Raw genomic sequence first — 19660 nt, 5'->3', positions numbered from 1 at the left:
CGGTACCCAGCATAGAAAATAGCTGCTTCACGACCTCGATAGGAAGTGATAGTGGACCTAATTAAGGACGCGATGCAGTGGTCAATTCTTTCCCAAAACAGTTTTGAGCATCGGTCATAACCAACAAGCGTTTAGCTCTACATCGAGGAATAAATCATGGATGAGAAAAATCTATTCACTGCAGTGCTAACCCAGATCTCTCAGAACCAGCTGGCAATGGGTGCGGCAATAGAAGAACTAACCAATTGGGTGGAGAAGCAAGGGGCTACTGAAGTCGCAAATAACATCCGAGGGGCGCTCCAAACGCTAGATCGAAACCAAAAATTTATCTCTCTGGCGCTTATCTCTGTGTCCACCGACTTTAAAGAAGTACAGCCCCCGAAAAAACCACACTCTGATGAGTGATAAAAACCTTCAACTCTTGCAAATATCGCTCGACAATTTCTCAAAATCGTAGGGCGCTCCGTGATGAAGGAATAGCTTGGTGGCATGACAAATGTTCATCGTTGGACAGCTCTTTTCCTACTCGAATATTCGAGCAAACGACAACGACTACAAAACCAAGCGCCTCTGCCTACAACTAGCAGCGGCCCTGGCTGACTATTGAAGATGGCCATTCAACCTTAAGGTTCTCCTGTCTCTACCCATTAGAGATCCAAAGGAGTTAACCCGATGTTCAAACCTCCACCCGAGAAATTCGAATCCATCCCCCGTTCGCCCTACGCCACCCTAGACCCTAAAAAGCTCCACGCCGCCGCCAAAAAGGCTCTGAAACACTACCTAAAACAAAACAACACACAAAACCGCTTTACCGACGAACGCACTACCGAGGAACGAGCCATGAAGATGTTCGCCGTCGCACCAGATGCAAATCCCGAGGAGCTACTGATCCAGACCTTCGAAACCTATTCATCAGTCGGTACTTTGTTACTGGACCTGGCTGAAAACCTCGAAGATAAAGAACGTCACCTGGCGATGGCAATTTATCAGTTGAGTGAGTTGGGGTTGTTGCTGGTGGAGAAGTCGCTGGAGAACGAGATGGCGATTGCTACGGCTTAGCTGTTAGTTATTGGTTGTCTGCACTGACGCCATCGCGAGCAAGCTCGCTCCCACAGGGATCAGCGGTGAACACACGTTTTGTGAACAACGCCAGACCTGTGGGAGCGAGCTTGCTCCGGGCGGCGTTCCGACTATGGCGGTGGTGAAGACACCGCAGGGCTTCAGGCAGAGGCAGGCAACGGCTGAAAACTGAAGTATCGCTTCAAGGCGCTGACCAGTTGCCCATATTCCGGCGGTGCCCGTTGCAGGCTGAACCCGGCGTCATAGTGGTGAGGGGTCGTGTCTTCATGGCACCACAGGCAACACGCCTGCAGATCAATGACCTGCATGCAGCCGTCGCTGGCAGGGATTTTCAGGCGTAAATCGAAATCGGCGCCGATCATCATCGGCAACTGACTGATCAGCATCAGCCCGTCTTCGGACACGTTGCCCAGAAAGCCAATGGGTTTGTCGGTGACGCTGTTGAACACTCTTAGAAAATACGGCAGTTGATGCCGCTCGATCCGGCGGTCAGTGAACATGCGCAAATGGCCCAGCAAGGCTCTTAAGCAGAGCCGCACTAATGCTTCGGAACGGGCCTGCTTCTTTTACATAGAGGCATGGGCGCGCTCTCCCCGATCCCGGCGCGACAGCCCATAAAGCCGCTGCCGCTTATTCCTGCCGATCACAGGTGTTGCGTCGATTAGAGGCAAGGCTCTAAACCGATCTATTCGACTATAGCTCACCACCGCCGGTGAGCCAGCCTTTGACCTTTAGAACTGCGTCGGACGCACGACCGCAGCCGCACTGCGCAGCGGATAGTGGCCCAGCGACTGCAAGGTTTCCAGGCGGGCGCGGGCGCGGTAGGCATATTCACTTTGCGGGTACGAGGCGATGATGAACTGGTAGGTTTGCGCCGCATCGACAAACAGTTTCTGCCGTTCCAGGCACAACCCGCGCATCATCGATGCTTCCGGCCACACGTAAGGCCGAGCTCGGCTGGCGCGTTCGACTTTGGACAGTTCGAGCATCACCTGCTCGCAATTGCCACGGTCATAGGCGCTGTAGGCGTTATTCAAATGATGGTTCATCGACCAACGGGTGCAGCCCGTGATACTGAGGGCACTGATGGCAAGGGCGGCAATGAGCACGAATCGCATGGGGGTTCTCCTGTCTTGAGCTCTGTATCGACCCGTGGCGCGAAATCTTCAGGAATGTTCGTTTCAATAAACAAACGAATAAGTAGTGCACATGAACAATGACTACACCCGCAGAGCATAGTAGCCTCACTCAGCGCTTGAACTCAGGAGTCTATGCATGTCCGTCCGTCGCACCAAAATCGTCGCTACCCTTGGCCCGGCCAGTAACTCGCCGGAAGTTCTCGAACAGCTGATTCTGGCTGGCCTGGACGTCGCCCGCCTGAACTTCTCCCACGGCACCCCCGACGAGCACAAGGCTCGCGCGAAGCTGGTGCGTGACCTCGCCGCCAAGCACGGCCGCTTCGTCGCCCTGCTGGGTGACCTGCAAGGCCCGAAAATCCGTATCGCCAAATTCGCCAACAAGAAGATCGAGCTGAAGATCGGTGATCAATTCACCTTCTCCACCAGCCATCCTCTGACCGAAGGCACCCAGACCATCGTCGGTATCGACTACCCGGACCTGGTCAAGGACTGCGGCGTGGGCGACGAGCTGCTGCTCGACGACGGCCGCGTGGTCATGCGCGTTGATACCGCCAATGCCACTGAGCTGAATTGCACCGTGCTGATCGGCGGCCCGCTGTCCGACCATAAAGGCATCAACCGTCGCGGTGGCGGTCTGACCGCACCGGCCCTGACTGAAAAAGACAAGGCCGACATCAAGCTCGCTGCCGAGATGCAGGTCGATTACCTCGCCGTGTCCTTCCCGCGTGACGCCGCCGACATGGAATACGCACGCAAACTGCGCGACGAAGCCGGCGGTACTGCCTGGCTGGTGGCGAAGATCGAACGCGCCGAAGCCGTGGCTGACGACGAAACCCTCGACGCGCTGATCAATGCATCCGACGCCGTCATGGTGGCCCGTGGTGACCTGGGTGTGGAAATCGGCGACGCCGAGCTGGTGGGCATTCAGAAGAAAATCATTCTGCACGCACGCCGCCACAACAAGGCTGTGATCGTGGCGACCCAGATGATGGAGTCGATGATCCAGAACCCGATGCCGACCCGCGCCGAAGTGTCCGACGTGGCCAACGCCGTACTCGACTACACCGACGCCGTGATGCTGTCGGCGGAAAGTGCTGCCGGTCTGTACCCGCTGGAAGCGGTGCAAGCCATGGCGCGCATCTGCATCGGCGCTGAAAAGCACCCGACCAGCAAGACCTCCAGCCACCGCATCGGCAAGGTCTTCGAAAGCTGCGACCAGAGCATCGCTTTGGCAGCCATGTACACCGCCAACCACTTCCCGGGCGTGAAGGCGATCATCGCGTTGACCGAAAGTGGCTACACGCCGTTGATCATGTCGCGCATCCGATCGTCGGTGCCGATCTACGCGTTCTCCCCGCACCGCGAAACCCAGGCCCGTGCGGCCATGTTCCGTGGCGTCTACACCGTACCGTTCGACCCGGCATCGCTGCCGCCTGAGCAAGTCAGCCAGGCTGCGATCGACGAGTTGCTCAAGCGCGGCGTAGTCGAGAAAGGCGACTGGGTCATCCTGACCAAGGGCGACAGCTACCACACCATCGGCGGCACCAACGGGATGAAAATCCTGCACGTTGGCGACCCGATGGTCTGATTGACCTGTTGCTGAAAAACAAAAGCCCCGCCATGTGAATGGCGGGGCTTTTTGGTTTTTTGCGTGGCGGTGTTTGGCTTGAGTTTTTGTGTCGGCTTTCAGATCCAACCCCCTCACCCCAGCCCTCTCCCCCTAGGGGGCGAGGGGGAAAGGGAGCAGATCGGGGGGCTTTTCAGGTCCTGAGTTCGGCTCGATATTGCAGGTCGATGTAATTTGCCAGAACAACTCGGTCGGCTCCCTCTCCCTCCGGGAGAGGGCTGGGGTGAGGGTAGGCTTTTCAGTGGCGTTTGATGAACCCGGTCAACGCCGCAATCGCTTCCGGCGAGCGCAACCGCTGGGTGAACTGTGCGCTCTCTTCTTCTATTGCCTTGCGCAGTTGTTCGCGGTCCGGGGCTTTCATCAATTGCTTGCTGATACGCACCGCTTCCGGTGGCAGCGACTCGAAACGCAACGCCATCTCCCGCGCCTTGGCCAGCGCCTCTTCGCCACTGCCCAAGGCTTCGGTCGCAATCCCCCACTGCGCGGCCTGCTCACCACTGAAGCCTTCGCCCAGCAGCAACAATTCAGCGGCTTTGGCCTGCCCGAGCAGTCGCGGCAGGATCAGGCTGGAACCAAACTCCGGGCATAACCCGAGATTAACGAACGGCATCCGAAGGCGCGCATCGCGGCTGACATACACCAGATCGCAGTGCAGCAACATCGTCGTACCAATGCCCACGGCTGCACCGGCCACGGCGGCGATCACCGGTTTACGGCATTCGAGCAGGGTGAGCATGAACTGAAACACCGGGCTGTCGAGGTTGCTCGGTGGTTGCTGGATGAAGTCGGCGATGTCGTTGCCAGCGGTGAAACACTCGGCAGTACCGGTGATCAGCACGGCGTTGATTTCAGGGTCGGAATCCGCGTGTTTCAGCGCTTCGGCCAAGTGACTGTACATGGCGCGGGTCAGGGCGTTTTTCTTGTCGGGGCGGTTGAGGCGCAGGATCAGCAGGCCGCGCTCACGTTCAAATTGGATGGCATCGCTCATGGTCGGTCTCGCGTCTGAAAATCAGCGCTCAACCGCGGAGAACAAAGACGTCCGCCAGCAGTTGATTGCGCGGCAATCCCGCCAGATACAAGCGCCGGGCAAAGGCGTCGACGCTGTCAGGGGCCCCGCAGAGTAAGGCCAGGGTTTGCCGTGAAACAAGCCGCAGTTGTGCCAAAGCCTCTGGCAACTCGGCCGCTGTCCACAGCTCAATGCTCAGATTCGGGCGGCTGGCGGCCATGGCCTGCAGGGGTTTGGCCAGGTAATGCGCCTCGGCATCATGGGCCAGGTGAATGACGCGAATGGCACCTTGGTGATCTTGCCGCAGCGCTTCACGCAAGATACCGAACAACGGCCCCAAACCCGTGCCGGCGGCCAACAGCCAAAGCGGTCGTGTGTTCCAGTCCGGGTCGTAATGCAAGGCCCCGCCGCGCAACTCGCCGAGGCGGATCGAATCGCCGATTTTCAGCTGACGGGCCGCGTCGCTGAATTCCCCCGGCTGGCGACAATCAAGATGGAACTCCAGAAAGCGGTCTTCTTCCGGCAGGCTGGCCAATGAATACGGCCGCGCCACATTGCCCGCCCACAACACCAGATGCTGCCCGGCGCTGTAGCGCAACGGACGCTCGGGGGTCAGGCGCACACGCAACACGCTGGCGCTCAGCCAATCGACAGCCGCCACCTCGGCCGGGCGGCCGTCCTGCTGAGGATCGAAGGTGTGCACCTGCAAGTCCTCGACCACCTGACACTGACACGCCAGGCGCCAGCCTTGCTGACGCTGGTCTGCGCTCAGGGCATCGGGGCGGCTGTCATTCGGCAGCCCTTGTACACATTGCACCAGACAGGCATGGCAACTGCCGGCGCGACAGCTGTAGGGCACCGATACGCCGTTCTGATTCAACGCATCGAGCAGGTTGCTGCCCGCCGCCACCGACCATTGGCGTTCGCCGACCCGTAACTCAGGCATCGACGTTCTCCCACGCGGCCGCGCAACGATTGCGGCCGTCACGCTTGGCGCGATAAAGCGCCTGATCGGCGCGCTGCAAGGCTTCATCGAGATCGTCGCCCAGTTCGAGCAACGTCATGCCCGCCGACAAGCTGAGATGGGCGACGTTGAGTCCGATCAGTTCTACATCGGTGAACGCAATGCGCAGCCGCTCGCAACAGGAGGTCAAGCGCTCGGCGTTGCAATCGGGCAACAGCACGACGAATTCTTCGCCACCGTAACGGGCCAGAACATCGCCATCGCGCAAGCAGGCGGTGGCCACGGCGGCAAAGGCTTGCAGCACCTGATCACCGGCGGCATGGCCGTGCACATCGTTGATACGTTTGAAATGGTCGAGGTCGATCAGCGCCAGGCCATGCATGACACCGGCGTCCATGGCCTTCAGCTCACGGGAGGCCAGGCGCAGGAAATGCCGGCGATTAAACAGCCCGGTCAGTTCGTCAGTGGCCACCAGGTCTTCGAGCTGGCGCATCATCCCGCGCAGGGTGTCCTGATGCGCCTGCAAGGCAAATCGGCGCTGACGCATGCGTTGACGGGAGGCCTGGACGTGACGGGCATAAAGTTCCAGCCAGACCAACACGATGAGCAGCACGCACACCTGCAATGCGGCCAGCGCCGGGTCGGGTAACTGGAAGTGGTAGCCCTCCCACAGCGTGATCGCGCTGAAACTGAAAAACACCAATAGCGCGCACCGCAAAAAAGCCATGCGCGAAAGATGGAACAACCCGAACAACAGAATCAGCACGTAGAACACCAGGAACGCGCCGCGTGCCTCGTCCAGATTGGCGATCAGCCAGGTTTGCCAACCCAGCCCCAGCAATACTTGCGCTTCAGTCAGGCTGGGGTCGGAAAAACGCAGGTTGCAGCCACTGTAAAACACCGCAAACAACGCGGCCTGACTGATGACCACCAGCGCACTGCCGATAGCCACGTTGGACAGGGATTCATCGTAATGACCGGTGAAAAACGCCAGCCACAACAGCAACAAAGCCAGAGCGTAGGTGCCGGCTGCGAGGGCAAAGCGTTTGAGCAACAAGCGCTGGATGGCGTTATGGGTCAATCGTTGACTCACCGTGCGAAGGAGGCTGCTTGAGTGTCCTACTCTACAGACCGAATGCCACTTTAGTAGCGTGCCTGATAAATGACCATTCAATTTTAAGGGCGGAAAACTGGCGCCAGAACGCTGACTGATTTCCATTGTAGGAGCTGTGTAGAGCTATGTAGGAGCTGTCGAGTGAAACGAGGCTGCGATCTTTTGATCTTGCCTTTAAAAAGCAAAGTCAAAAGATCGCAGCCTCGTTTCACTCGACAGCTCCTACAGGGATCGTGTTCGATATGCGACCAACGATTGACTGTCGGCGGGTGTGCCCGGAACCGAGGCGCGTTATACTGCCGCGCCTTTTTAGCGTCGCGCCAGCTGCCCCGGCGTGCCTTGTAAAGGTGCTTGCAACCGACCGATGCACCCAAGCTGCAAGCACCTTATTGAATGTTCCCGTCTTTTAGAGGAGCGCGACTCATGACCGTGATCAAGCAAGACGACCTGATTCAGAGCGTTGCTGACGCCCTGCAGTTCATTTCCTATTACCACCCCGTTGACTTCATCCAGGCGATGCACGAAGCCTACCTGCGCGAAGAATCGCCAGCGGCCCGTGACTCCATGGCGCAAATCCTGATCAACTCGCGGATGTGCGCCACCGGCCACCGCCCGATCTGCCAGGACACCGGCATCGTTACCGTCTTCGTTCGCGTGGGCATGGACGTACGTTGGGATGGCGCCACCATGGGCCTGGACGACATGATCAACGAAGGCGTGCGCCGGGCTTACAACCTGCCGGAAAACGTCCTGCGTGCCTCGATCCTCGCCGACCCGGCGGGCGCTCGTAAAAACACCAAGGACAACACCCCGGCCGTTATCCACTACTCCATCGTTCCGGGTAACACCGTGGAAGTGGACGTGGCAGCCAAGGGCGGCGGTTCCGAGAACAAGTCGAAGATGGCCATGCTCAACCCGTCCGACTCGATCGTCGACTGGGTGCTGAAAACCGTTCCGGAAATGGGCGCTGGCTGGTGCCCACCGGGCATGCTCGGCATCGGCATCGGCGGTACCGCCGAAAAAGCCGCCGTCATGGCCAAGGAAGTGTTGATGGAGTCCATCGACATTCACGAACTGAAAGCACGCGGCCCGCAGAACCGTATCGAAGAGATGCGTCTGGAGCTGTTCGAGAAGGTCAACCAACTGGGCATCGGCGCCCAGGGCCTGGGTGGCCTGACCACCGTGCTCGACGTGAAGATCATGGATTACCCGACCCACGCCGCTTCGTTGCCGGTGTGCATGATCCCGAACTGCGCCGCCACCCGTCACGCGCACTTCGTGCTCGACGGTTCCGGCCCGGCATCCCTTGAAGCGCCACCGCTGGACGCCTACCCGGAAATCGTCTGGGAAGCCGGCCCGTCGGCTCGTCGCGTGAACCTCGACACCCTGACCCCGGAAGACGTGCAGAGCTGGAAGCCGGGCGAAACCGTCCTGCTCAACGGCAAAATGCTCACCGGTCGCGACGCCGCGCACAAGCGCATGGTCGAGATGCTGAACAAGGGTGAAACCCTGCCAGTGGACCTGAAAGGTCGCTTCATCTACTACGTCGGCCCGGTTGATCCGGTGCGCGAAGAAGTGGTTGGCCCTGCCGGTCCGACTACCGCGACGCGAATGGACAAGTTCACCCGTCAGATCCTCGAGCAAACCGGCCTGCTGGGCATGATCGGCAAATCCGAGCGCGGCCCTACCGCAATCGAAGCGATCAAGGACCACAAAGCCGTTTACCTGATGGCAGTCGGCGGCGCGGCTTACCTGGTGGCGCAAGCCATCAAGAAATCCCGCGTGGTGGCTTTCGCCGAACTGGGCATGGAAGCGATCTACGAGTTCGACGTGAAAGACATGCCGGTTACTGTTGCAGTAGACAGCAAGGGTGAGTCGGTACACATCACCGGTCCTGCCATCTGGCAGAAAAAGATCAGTGAAAGCCTGGCGGTGGAAGTGCAGTAAGCGCTTCGACTAACAAGTAAAAGGCGACATGAGCCATGCTCTTGTCGCCTTTTTTAATGGTCGTTTATATGTATAGGTTGAGGGAGGTGGATTGAGCGTGGGAATGCCTAACTTCGTCATGATATGGTGCCCCCCCCCGCACACTTGTGTAACGCCAAGCATGTTTGAGTCTTCTCGCTCCTTGCGCATAATGCTGTACACCCTTCTAATCCTCGTCGGCGCTGCGATCGCGGCCACCGTGTCAATACGTCACGCAGAACGCCAGGCCTTGGTCGAAGACGCCGCCCGCGCCAATCAGCAATTGGCGCTCTATGCCAATTCCCTGCACACCCTGATCGATCGCTACCGCGCCCTGCCCGCCGTGCTCGCGCTGGACCCGGAGTTACGCACTGCGCTCAATGGTTCGGTATCCGCTGAACAACAGGACGCACTGAACCGCAAACTGGAAAAGATCAACGGCGCGGCGCAATCCTCGACCCTGGAACTGCTCGACCACACAGGTCTGGCGGTGGCCGCCAGCAACTGGCGTTTGCCCAGCAGTTACGTCGGCCACAACTACGGCTTTCGCCCCTACTTCAGCCAGACCCGCACCCAGGGCACCGGGCGCTTTTACGCGGTAGGCGTGACCAGCGGTATTCCCGGTTACTTCCTGTCCAGCGCGGTCACCGGTGATGACGGCCAGTTCCTCGGCGCCATGGTGGTGAAACTCGAGTTCCCGGAGCTGGAGCGCGAGTGGCGTCAGGGCAGCGACACGCTGCTGGTCAGCGATGCACGCGGGATTATCTTCATCGCCAACCAGCCGGGCTGGCGCTATCGCCTGTTGAAACCGCTGAGTGACAGCGATCACGCCGAACTCAAGGTCACCCGCCAATACGATAAACAACCGCTGACACCGCTCGAGTATCAATCGGTGCGGCGCTTCGACGACAACAGTGACCTGACGCGGGTCGTGGGTCCTGGCGGGACGGCGAATTACCTGTGGGAATCGCTGCCGCTGAGCACTGAAGGCTGGACGTTGCATCTGCTGCGTCGCCCGCAAGTTGCGTTCGAAGACAGCCGCAACGCCGGGCTTGCCGCCGCCGGGTTGTGGCTGGCCGTGGTGTTTCTGTTGCTGTTTCTCAATCAGCGCTGGCGTTTGGCCAAGATGCGCCAACGCAGTCGCGAAGAGCTCGAACAACTGGTGGAAGAGCGCACTCGCGACCTGCGTACCGCTCAGGACGGTCTGGTGCAATCGGCCAAACTCGCCGCGCTCGGCCAGATGTCTGCCGCGCTGGCCCATGAAATCAACCAGCCCCTGACCGCCCAGCGCATGCAACTGGCGACCTTGCGCCTGCTGCTCGATCACGGCCGGGTCGATGACGCCTACAAAGCACTCAGACCGGTGGATGAGATGCTGACGCGCATGGCCGCCCTCACCGGCCACCTGAAAACCTTCGCCCGCAAAAGCCCCAGCGGTCTGCGCGAACGCCTGGACCTGGCGGCGGTGGTCGACCAATCGTTGCAGCTGCTCGACACAAGGTTACGCGATGAACAGGTCAGCACGGTGCTGCACCTGACGCGTCCGGCGTGGGTGCGTGGCGATGCGATTCGTCTGGAACAGGTGCTGATCAATTTGCTGCGCAATGCCCTGGACGCCATGCAGGACAAACCCTGCAAGCGCCTGGAAATCCGTCTCGAAGCCGACGAACAACTCTGGCGCCTGACGGTCGCCGACAACGGTGGCGGCATTGCCGAAGAGCACTTGTCGAATGTGTTTGATCCGTTCTTCACCACTAAACCAGTGGGTGATGGCCTGGGCCTCGGGCTGGCCGTATCCTTTGCCATCGTTCACGAATCGGGCGGACGCCTGAGCGCCGACAATCATGCAAACGGCGCGGTGTTCACCGTGACCTTGCCCATCGACCTGGAGGCCCCTGGCTCATGCTGAATTCAGTGATGGTGGTCGACGACGAAAGCAGTATTCGCAGTGCCGTCGAACAATGGCTGAGCCTGTCGGGGTTCGAGGTGCAGTTGTTCAGCCGCGCCGATGAGTGCCTGGCGCAGCTGCCGAAGCATTTCCCCGGGGTGATCCTCAGCGACGTGCGCATGCCGGGCATGACCGGCCTGGAACTGCTGGCCGAAGTTCAGCGCCGCGATGCCGACTTGCCGGTGATTCTGCTGACCGGTCACGGCGATGTGCCGATGGCGGTCGAAGCGATGCGCGATGGCGCCTACGACTTCCTTGAAAAACCCTTCAGCCCCGAAACCCTGCTCGGCAGTCTGCGCCGTGCGCTGGACAAGCGGCGGCTGGTGCTGGAGAACCGCGCCCTGCACGAGCAGGCGGACAACCGCGCCAAACTCGATGCGACGTTACTGGGCGTGTCCCGTGGTTTGCAGACGCTGCGTCGGCAAGTGCTGGACCTGGCGACGCTGCCGGTCAATGTGTTGATTCGCGGTGAAACCGGCAGCGGCAAGGAATTGGTTGCCCGTTGCCTGCACGACTTTGGTCCGCGTGCCGACAAACCGTTTGTGGCGCTGAACTGCGCGGCAATCCCCGAGCAGTTGTTCGAGGCCGAGCTGTTCGGTCACGAGAGCGGCGCGTTCACCGGCGCCTCGGGCAAACGCATCGGCAAACTCGAATACGCCGATGGCGGCACTCTGTTTCTCGATGAAATCGAAAGCATGCCATTGGCTCAGCAGGTGAAATTGCTGCGGGTGTTGCAGGAGCAGAAGCTGGAGCGGTTGGGCTCCAATCAGAGTATTCGCGTGGATTTGCGGATCATCGCCGCGACCAAACCCGACTTGCTGGACGAAGCCCGGGCCGGACGTTTTCGCGAAGATCTGGCCTATCGGTTGAACGTGGCCGAGTTGCGGCTACCACCGTTGCGCGAGCGGCGTGAAGACATTCCACTGTTGTTCGAGTCGTTTGCGCAAAATGCCGCCGAGCGTTTGGGACGGACTTTTCCACCGCTGAGCGGCCCGCAGTTGAGCCATCTGCTGAGCCACGACTGGCCGGGCAATGTACGCGAATTGGCGAACGTTGCTGAGCGGCAAGTGTTGGGGCTGGGCGAGCCGGAACCGGTGGGGATCGACCCTGGGCAATCGCTGGCGGCGCAGCAGGAAGCGTTTGAAGCGCATTGTCTGCGCGCAGCGTTGACCCGGCATAAGGGCGATGTGAAAGCGGTGCTTGAAGAACTGCAACTGCCGCGCCGGACGTTCAATGAAAAGATGCAGCGGCACGGCCTGACCCGCGAGATGTTTGTGTAATCGACCGTCAAGATCAAAAGATCGCAGCCTTCGGCAGCTCCTACATTGGGATGGTGTACACCCTGTAGGAGCTGCCGAAGGCTGCGATCTTTTGATCTTTCGGCGATTTTCCGCTCACACCAAACTCAGAATAAGCGGATTTCCGCTCACTCAAGTTTCAAACCCCCTCTAAACCGGCCCTCCTCCCTTTGGCACATCTCCTGCTATAGCCCAAGCAGGCTGCGTTTCAACGCGCTCCACAAAAACAATTAAATGAAGGATCCGTCATGGATAACTCACAAACCCTGCCTCTTGGGTCGGCAGCTTCGCCTGCCAAAGAAAGAACCACTGCCAGTCGCATCAAATCGATCTTCAGCGGCTCTGTCGGCAACATGGTCGAGTGGTACGACTGGTACGTCTACGCCGCCTTCTCCCTGTACTTCGCCAAGGCCTTTTTCCCCAAAGGCGACACCACCGCGCAACTACTGAACACCGCCGCGATCTTCGCCGTGGGCTTCCTGATGCGCCCGATCGGTGGCTGGCTGATGGGCCTGTACGCCGACAAGGCCGGTCGTAAGAAAGCACTGATGGCTTCGGTGTATCTGATGTGTTTCGGCTCGCTGCTGATTGCCCTGAGCCCCGGTTATGAAACCATTGGCATTGGCGCACCGATCCTGCTGATTTTCGCCCGTTTGCTACAGGGCCTGTCGGTCGGTGGCGAGTACGGCACCTCGGCAACGTACCTCAGCGAGATGGCGACCAAGGACCGTCGCGGCTTCTACTCCAGCTTCCAGTACGTGACCCTGATCTCCGGCCAGCTCATCGCGTTGGCTGTGCTGATCGTGCTGCAACAGACCCTGACCACCGAAGAGCTGTACGCCTGGGGCTGGCGCATCCCGTTCGCCATCGGCGCACTGTGTGCCGTGGTCGCGCTGTACTTGCGTCGTGGCATGGAAGAAACCGAGTCTTTCACCAAGAAAGAGAAGGCCAAGGAAAGCGCAATGCGCACCTTGATGCGCCATCCGAAGGAACTGATGACCGTGGTCGGCCTGACCATGGGCGGCACCCTGGCGTTCTACACCTACACCACGTACATGCAGAAATACCTGGTGAACACCGTCGGCATGAGCATCTCCGACTCCACCACTATTTCGGCCGCCACGCTGTTCCTGTTCATGTGCCTGCAACCGATCATCGGCGGCTTGTCGGATAAAGTCGGTCGCCGGCCGATCCTGATTGCCTTTGGTATTCTCGGGACGCTGTTCACCGTGCCGATCCTGACCACCCTGCACACCGTGCAGACCTGGTGGGGCGCGTTCTTCCTGATCATGGCGGCGCTGATCATCGTCAGCGGCTACACCTCGATCAACGCGGTGGTCAAAGCCGAACTGTTCCCGACCGAAATCCGCGCCCTGGGCGTCGGCCTGCCGTACGCGCTGACCGTGTCGATCTTCGGCGGCACCGCTGAATACATCGCTCTGTGGTTCAAGAGCATCGGCATGGAAACCGGTTACTACTGGTATGTCACCGCGTGTATTGCCGTGTCGTTGCTGGTCTACGTGACCATGAAAGACACCCGCAAGCATTCGCGGATCGAGACGGACTGAGCAAGCTAGCGCAGTAAAAACAGGGGCAGACCTTAACGGGTCTGCCCCTTTTTCATTGTGTCGGCACAAAACCTGTGGGAGCGAGCCTGCTCGCGAAAGCGGCGTCACAGACAACAAATTGGTTGCCTGACACACCGCTTTCGCGAGCAGACTCACTCCCACATTTGGATCTCATCGCTGGAAATTATCCGTTCGTCCCAGCACTATGGCGCGATCAGCGAATAAGCCTCAGGAAAGCCTTCCATGCCCGACGACATCCACTTCTACGAACCCGCCAACGGCCACGGCCTGCCGCATGACCCGTTCAATGCCATCGTCGGCCCGCGTCCCATTGGCTGGATTTCCTCTCAGGATGCCGATGGCAGCTTGAACCTGGCGCCTTACAGTTTCTTCAACGCGTTCAACTACATTCCGCCGATCATTGGTTTTTCCAGTGTCGGGCGCAAAGACAGCCTGAATAACATCGAGCGAACCGGCGAGTTCGCCTGGAACCTGGCGACCCGTCCGCTAGCCGAGCAGATGAATCAGTGCTCTGCCATGGTCGGGCCTGAGGTCAACGAGTTCGAGCTGTCCGGGCTAACCCCGGCAGCGTCGAAAATCATTCAGGTGCCGCGCGTCGCCGAAAGTCCGGTGTCCTTCGAGTGCAAGGTCACGCAGATCATTCAGTTGCAGCGGGCCGATGGCAACGTGGTGCCGAGCTGGCTGATTCTCGGCGAAGTGGTCGCCGTGCATATCGCCAAATGGCTGTTGAAGGATGGGGTGTACGACACCGCCGCGGCAGAACCGATCCTGCGCGGCGGCGGGCCAGCGGATTATTTCCAGCTGGGGCCTGAGGCGTTGTTCAAGATGTATCGCCCGGGGGCGGTCAAGTAATTACCAGATCAGGTCGCCGTCTTCGCTGACGTCTTTGAGGTGTGTCAACTGCAGCGCAGCGGCTTCATCGGCCTCGCGGGCAGTTTTGAAGGTCTGTTCTTCGAGCAGCTTGTGAAAGCGCGGTGCACCCGAACCACCGATGGCCTTGGTGGCGATTGCGGCGTTATAACCGCCTTCACGGGGTACTACGGCAGATACAGCTTCGAAGGTTTCAAAGGCTTTGCGTGCCATGTCGTGGATCCTGGCTGAATGGAGAATTGAGCCATTAAACCCTCAACCCGCCATTTTGTGTACCCACGACTGGGACTGCCCCTGCGCTTGGGCGGCCGACACGTCCTTGAAGGTATGAAAATCCAGGCTGTTGACCACCAGGTCTTGCACCAACCCGGCAAAAATCTGCATGGCCGGGGTGCTGAAGTAAGCGGTCATGGCCTGCTGGTTTATCCAGAAACCGGACACCAGCCACAACTCCGGATCGCACTGTGAATGTTGCAGGGCAAAATTCAGGCAACCCGGTGCGCTGCGGGACGGCTCGATCAAGGCGCTGAGGCGCGCACCGAGTTCCGCCGAACGCCCGGCGCGGGCGCGGACAAAGGCCATATGACTGACGGGGATCTGCGTAGACATGTTCAACCCTCCCAGGTACTCGAGTGGCAGCCGTGGGACGGGCTGCGACAGGATCAAAGGTTAAGCGCGCAAGTAGAAGCGCGGTTAGTCGATTCCTGCCGGCGCATTGCACAATCCTGCGAAACTTGGCTCAACACCTGTAACAACCGGTAAAACCCGTCATACCACTGTCACACGAGCTTTGTGTAGGAGCTGCCGAAGGCTGCGATCTTTTGACTTCTGTTTTCAAGATCTAGAGATCGCAGCCTCCGGCAGCTCCTACGGGGGGCAGGCTTGCGTCAGCCGTTGCCCATCTGCATCACGTCATGACGGGGCGGCACACGAAGCCCGTGCAGAATCAGGCAAGCTTGAGGCAGGATGTGTCTACCGCTTCGTCTTGCACAAACTTAAGCTCAGCTCATTACCAACGCCTCACCGAGGATGCCTTGCATGTCGTCGCTCGATCACTTTGAAGCCCCGCTGGACGCCGACATGGAGAAACAGCGCGCGGAACTGGCCGCTATCATTCGCCATAACACGGCGGAGGATGGCACTTATGCGACTGCCGTCGGCTCGCTCTTCATGTCTCGCCACAGTAAGTCCCATGAGTTTGCCCCGGTACTGGCCCAACCAGCGCTGTGCATCATGGCGCAGGGCCGTAAAGAGGTCAGGCTGGCCGATGAATACTTCAATTACGATCCGCTGAATTACCTGGTGGTCTCAGTCTCGATGCCATTGAGCGGACGAGTGGTGAACGTCACGTCTGAAGAACCGATCCTCGCGGTGCGCCTGGATATCGACCCGGCGGAAATCACTGCGCTGATTGCCGACGCCGGCCCTCTCGGTGTGCCCACCCGGCCAACGGGAAGAGGCTTGTATGTCGAACGGATCGACACCGCGATGCTAGACGCCGTGCTGCGTCTGGCACGTTTGCTGGATGCGCCGAAAGACATCGCCATGCTCGCACCGCTGATTCGCCGGGAAATCCTGTATCGACTTTTGCGCAGCCAGCAGGGTCATCGGCTGTACGAAATCGCTATCGCCAACAGCCAGAGCCATCGCATCAGCCAGGCGATCAAATGGCTCAACGGCAACTATGAACAGCCGTTGCGCATCGATGATCTGGCGAAGGAAGTGAACCTGAGCGTGTCGACGTTGCATCACCGGTTCAAGGCGATGACGGCGATGAGTCCGTTGCAGTATCAGAAGCAACTGCGCCTGCAAGAAGCGCGGCGGTTGATGCTGACGGAAGGGTTGGAGGCTTCGGCGGCGGGGTATCGGGTCGGGTATGAAAGCCCCTCGCAATTCAGCCGGGAGTACAGCCGATTGTTCGGGGCCCCGCCGTTAAGGGATTTGGCGCGGTTGCGGTTGACGGTCTAGCTGAGATTTTTGTTGGTTGTGCCGGCCTCATCGCGAGCAAGCTCGCTCCCACATTGGACCTCCGGTGAACACAAAATTTGTGAACACCTCAGATCAAATGTGGGAGCGAGCTTGCTCGCGATGGGGCCAGTAATATCAACCCACTTCTAATGTCAGGCGCCGAGTACTCGGCATGCCTCAGCCGGCAACGTCACCGACACCGGATTGCCAATGCTCAACCCAAACCCCTGACACGGCGTACTCAACGCCGTAAACGACACCCCGGAACACTCCACTGTCGTTTCGATGGTCGCGCCAATGTCACGCACAAACGTCACCTTACCGAGCAACCGATTCCCCGCCGTCGCCTGCGGATGCGACAGTTGCAGGTCCTCAGGGCGAATCAGCATCTTCACCTTCTCACCGACCACAATGCTGCTGCAGATCGGCACTTCCAGCGCATCGCCACCGGGCAGCCCGATCTTGCCGTTGCCCAGCGCGGTGGCCGGGAAGATGTTGCCCGAGCCGATAAAGTCCGCAACAAACTCGTTGGCCGGGTGCCGGTAGATTTCAATCGGCGTGCCCACTTGCTGCACCCGATGTTCACCCAATACCACAACGATATCCGCCATGGTCATGGCTTCACGCTGGTCGTGGGTCACCAGGATGGTGGTGATGTTCAAGCGTTGTTGCAGCTGACGGATTTCCACCTGCATCGATTCACGCAGCTTGGCGTCCAGCGCCGACAGTGGTTCGTCAAGCAGCAGAATTTTCGGGTGATTGGCAATCGCCCGGGCAATCGCCACGCGCTGACGTTGACCGCCAGAGAGTTTCGACACCGGACGGTCGATCATTTCCTGCAACTGAATCAGTTGCAGCAACTCCACCACCCGCGCCTGCTGAGCAGCCTTGCTGACGCCACGCAGTTTCAGCGGATAGGCGATGTTCTCCCCCACCGTCATGTGCGGGAACAGCGCCAGCGATTGAAACACCATGCCGAAATTACGTTGATGCGCAGGCGTGTGGCCGATGTCTTCACCGTCCAGGCGAATCTCGCCTCCGCTCAGGGTTTCAAGCCCTGCGATCATTCGCAGCAACGTGGTTTTGCCGCAACCCGAAGGGCCGAGAAAACACACCAGTTTGCCCTCAGGCAAATGCAGGTTTACATCCTTTACCGCGCAGGCCGAGCCGTAATGTTTCTCGACGTTTTCCAGAATCAGACCAGTCATGTTGCACCTCAAGAATCAGAACGAAACGCCACCTTCACCAACCAGCTTCTCCAACGCCCAGATCAGGACGAAGTCGATCAGCACGATCAGCACGGCAAACGAGAAAACGGTTGGGTCGAGCGAAGACACGGTGCGGCTGTACATCCAGATCGGCACGGTCATGACGTCGATGGTGTAGAGGAAGTAGGTCACGGTGAATTCGTTGAACGAGACGATGAACGCCAGCAGCATCCCCGCCAGAATCCCCGACTTCATCAACGGCACCACCACATCGATAATCGCCCGGGTCGGCGAAGCACCGAGCATCTGCGCGGCTTCTTCGACTTCGCTGCCGATCGAGAGCATCGCGGCGGTGCAGTTTTTCACCACGAACGGTAGCGCCAGGATCACGTGGGCAATCACCAGCCGCGACGTAGTGATTTGAAATGGCAGGCTGTCGAACACCAGCAGCAACGCCAGCCCCAACACCACCATCGGAAACACCAGCGGCAGTGACATCAGTTGCAGCGCCACGGCTTTGCCGCGGAACTCGCAACGGGTCAGCGCGTAAGCTGCCGGCACCGCCACAATCGTCGCAAACACCATGGTCAGGCACGCCACCATCAGGCTGGTGGTCATGGCTTTGCCGAGGCTCAGCACATCGCTGGAATCCGGTGACACGAAGGTGTTCCAGGCAGCCTTGTACCATTGCAGGCTGTAGCTGCTCGGCGGGAAGTCGAGGTTCGACGCACCGCTGAACGACATCACGATCATGGTCAGGATCGGTAACACCGCCAGCAGCAGGATGAAGCCCGACAGGATGCCGGCAAACTTGCCGGTCTCGCCGGGCAGCAGCCCATAACGCTTTTTGATCAGGGTGCTCATTGGGAAGCCTCCAGCATGCGCCGACGACGGCCAGTGATGTATTCGGACAAGGTCATGATCGCGAGCGTGGTGACAATCAGCACCACACCGGCAGCGGAAGCGGCGGGCCAGTTCATCAGCGGGGCGATCTGGTCATGGACCATCACGGCCAGCATCGGCACGCGTCGGCCACCGAGCAGCAAAGGCACCACGAAGCTGCTGGCGTTGTAGGCGAATACCAACGTCGCGCCAGTGATGATCCCCGGCATGCTCATCGGCAGCACCACTTGGCGGAACACCTGCAAACGGCTGGCGCCCAGGGTTGCAGCGGCTTCTTCATAAGTACGGGCGACGCCGCGCATGGCGCTGGCAATCGGCAGCACGGCCAACGGGAACGCGGTTTGCACCAGGCCCATCAGTACGCCGTTCTGGTTGTAGAGCAACATGATCGGGCGCTTGATCAGGCCCAGGCCCATCAGCGCCTGGTTGAGCATCCCGCCCGGCCCCAGAATCACCAGCCAGCCGTAGCTTTGCAGCAACAGATTGACCAGCAACGGCAGCAGCACCGCAGCGAGGAAGATCCGTCGCACAAACGGTGAGGTCAGTCGCGACATGGTGTAAGCCACCGGGATCGCCAACACGACCGCGATCACCGCGCTGATCAGCGCCAGACGCAGGGTCAGCAGCAAGGATTTGAGGTAGTACGGTTCCAGCAATTGGGCGTAACTGGCCAGGCTGAACCCGGTCCATTCCGCGCCTTTTGTGCCCACGCTCATGCGCAGTACCAAGAGGCTGGCGGCGATCAATACGCCCAGAAACAGCATCGACGGCGAGAGAAAAAACCAGGCACGCGTCGTCGGCGAAACACCCCGGGGAGCGCGCGATGCAGCGACGGCGACCGGATGAGTCAGAGGTTGGTGTTCCATAGCAAGGGTCTCGTCAATGGAAGATCAGAAACATCTCGCGCCCGGCCCCCTGTAGGAGCTGCCGAAGGCTGCGATCTTTTGATCTTTTCAGAGCCACCGAAGAGCAGGATCAAAA

19 protein-coding genes are annotated in these 19660 nt (G+C 59.4%); 9 read left to right on the top strand and 10 right to left on the bottom strand.

Annotated features, from left to right (window positions below):
• Positions 1-156 precede the first annotated feature (156 nt).
• On the top strand, positions 157-405 hold the full coding sequence (locus ACA059_RS06170; protein WP_497633120.1) for a hypothetical protein: 249 nt from the start codon (positions 157-159) through the stop codon (positions 403-405).
• A gap of 267 nt (positions 406-672) precedes the next feature.
• On the top strand, positions 673-1059 hold the full coding sequence (locus ACA059_RS06165; RefSeq protein WP_497633119.1) for a DUF6124 family protein: 387 nt from the start codon (positions 673-675) through the stop codon (positions 1057-1059).
• A 161-nt stretch (positions 1060-1220) separates the two neighbouring features.
• Here the strand turns inward: ACA059_RS06165 and ACA059_RS06160 are convergent, their stop codons facing one another.
• Together ACA059_RS06160 and ACA059_RS06155 are read right to left on the bottom strand one after the other, a co-directional pair.
• A complete protein-coding gene (locus tag ACA059_RS06160) occupies positions 1221-1580 on the bottom strand; it encodes a PilZ domain-containing protein (RefSeq protein WP_282482137.1) in 360 nt (119 codons plus the stop codon).
• A gap of 231 nt (positions 1581-1811) precedes the next feature.
• On the bottom strand, positions 1812-2198 hold the full coding sequence (locus ACA059_RS06155; protein WP_497633118.1) for a tetratricopeptide repeat protein: 387 nt from the start codon (positions 2196-2198) through the stop codon (positions 1812-1814).
• Between the two features lie 157 nt (positions 2199-2355).
• Between ACA059_RS06155 and pyk the strand changes: the two genes are divergently transcribed.
• Complete coding sequence (pyk, locus tag ACA059_RS06150; protein WP_497271173.1) at positions 2356-3807, top strand: pyruvate kinase; 1452 nt, start codon at positions 2356-2358, stop codon at positions 3805-3807.
• A 277-nt stretch (positions 3808-4084) separates the two neighbouring features.
• On the opposite strand, the gene ACA059_RS06145 is transcribed toward pyk, so the two are convergent.
• The 3 genes from ACA059_RS06145 to ACA059_RS06135 are packed head-to-tail and all read right to left on the bottom strand — an operon-like array spanning position 4085 to position 6897.
• Positions 4085-4834, bottom strand: a complete 750-nt coding sequence (locus ACA059_RS06145; RefSeq protein WP_497633117.1) for an enoyl-CoA hydratase-related protein — start codon at positions 4832-4834, stop codon at positions 4085-4087.
• A gap of 28 nt (positions 4835-4862) precedes the next feature.
• Entirely contained in the window at positions 4863-5798 is a 936-nt protein-coding gene (locus ACA059_RS06140; RefSeq protein WP_497633116.1) for an iron-sulfur-binding ferredoxin reductase, read from the bottom strand.
• A complete protein-coding gene (locus ACA059_RS06135) occupies positions 5791-6897 on the bottom strand; it encodes a GGDEF domain-containing protein (protein ID WP_415766687.1) in 1107 nt (368 codons plus the stop codon). The genes ACA059_RS06140 and ACA059_RS06135 overlap by 8 nt, the downstream gene beginning before the upstream one ends.
• Positions 6898-7353: 456 nt before the next feature.
• Here ACA059_RS06135 and ACA059_RS06130 point away from each other — a divergent pair, with 456 nt between their 5' ends.
• From ACA059_RS06130 to ACA059_RS06110, 5 genes are all read left to right on the top strand, one after another.
• Positions 7354-8877 carry a fumarate hydratase gene (locus ACA059_RS06130; protein WP_129437918.1) on the top strand — a complete coding sequence of 508 codons (1524 nt, stop codon included), beginning with the start codon at positions 7354-7356 and terminating at the stop codon, positions 8875-8877.
• 160 nt (positions 8878-9037) lie between these two features.
• A complete protein-coding gene (locus ACA059_RS06125; RefSeq protein ID WP_497633115.1) occupies positions 9038-10804 on the top strand; it encodes a sensor histidine kinase in 1767 nt (588 codons plus the stop codon).
• Entirely contained in the window at positions 10798-12123 is a 1326-nt protein-coding gene (locus tag ACA059_RS06120; protein WP_056741359.1) for a sigma-54-dependent transcriptional regulator, read from the top strand. Before ACA059_RS06125 ends, ACA059_RS06120 begins: the two co-directional genes overlap by 7 nt.
• 266 nt (positions 12124-12389) lie before the next feature.
• The gene (locus ACA059_RS06115) at positions 12390-13709 is read left to right on the top strand and encodes an MFS transporter (RefSeq protein WP_497633114.1); all 1320 of its coding nucleotides are present in this window, start codon (positions 12390-12392) and stop codon (positions 13707-13709) included.
• Between the two features lie 243 nt (positions 13710-13952).
• Positions 13953-14582, top strand: a complete 630-nt coding sequence (locus tag ACA059_RS06110; protein ID WP_497633113.1) for a flavin reductase family protein — start codon at positions 13953-13955, stop codon at positions 14580-14582.
• On the opposite strand, the gene ACA059_RS06105 is transcribed toward ACA059_RS06110, so the two are convergent.
• Complete coding sequence (locus ACA059_RS06105) at positions 14583-14813, bottom strand: hypothetical protein (protein ID WP_033057544.1); 231 nt, start codon at positions 14811-14813, stop codon at positions 14583-14585.
• A gap of 42 nt (positions 14814-14855) precedes the next feature.
• Positions 14856-15209, bottom strand: coding sequence for a putative quinol monooxygenase (locus ACA059_RS06100; RefSeq protein WP_497633112.1), 354 nt, complete (start codon positions 15207-15209; stop codon positions 14856-14858).
• A 429-nt stretch (positions 15210-15638) separates the two neighbouring features.
• Here ACA059_RS06100 and ACA059_RS06095 point away from each other — a divergent pair, with 429 nt between their 5' ends.
• Positions 15639-16568 (top strand): AraC family transcriptional regulator, encoded by a 930-nt coding sequence (locus ACA059_RS06095; protein WP_497633111.1) that lies wholly within the window; start codon positions 15639-15641, stop codon positions 16566-16568.
• A 152-nt stretch (positions 16569-16720) separates the two neighbouring features.
• On the opposite strand, the gene ACA059_RS06090 is transcribed toward ACA059_RS06095, so the two are convergent.
• The 3 genes from ACA059_RS06090 to ACA059_RS06080 are packed head-to-tail and all read right to left on the bottom strand — an operon-like array spanning position 16721 to position 19545.
• Positions 16721-17776: an ABC transporter ATP-binding protein gene (locus ACA059_RS06090; protein WP_497633110.1), complete on the bottom strand. Its 1056-nt coding sequence runs from the start codon at positions 17774-17776 to the stop codon at positions 16721-16723.
• 15 nt (positions 17777-17791) lie between these two features.
• Positions 17792-18640, bottom strand: coding sequence for an ABC transporter permease (locus tag ACA059_RS06085; protein ID WP_008156049.1), 849 nt, complete (start codon positions 18638-18640; stop codon positions 17792-17794).
• Positions 18637-19545 carry an ABC transporter permease gene (locus ACA059_RS06080; RefSeq protein WP_497633109.1) on the bottom strand — a complete coding sequence of 303 codons (909 nt, stop codon included), beginning with the start codon at positions 19543-19545 and terminating at the stop codon, positions 18637-18639. Before ACA059_RS06080 ends, ACA059_RS06085 begins: the two co-directional genes overlap by 4 nt.
• Positions 19546-19660: the final 115 nt, after the last annotated feature.

It is taken from the genome of Pseudomonas sp. LBUM1647 (genome assembly GCF_059716175.1).
This window is presented reverse-complemented; position numbering and strand designations above follow the sequence as displayed.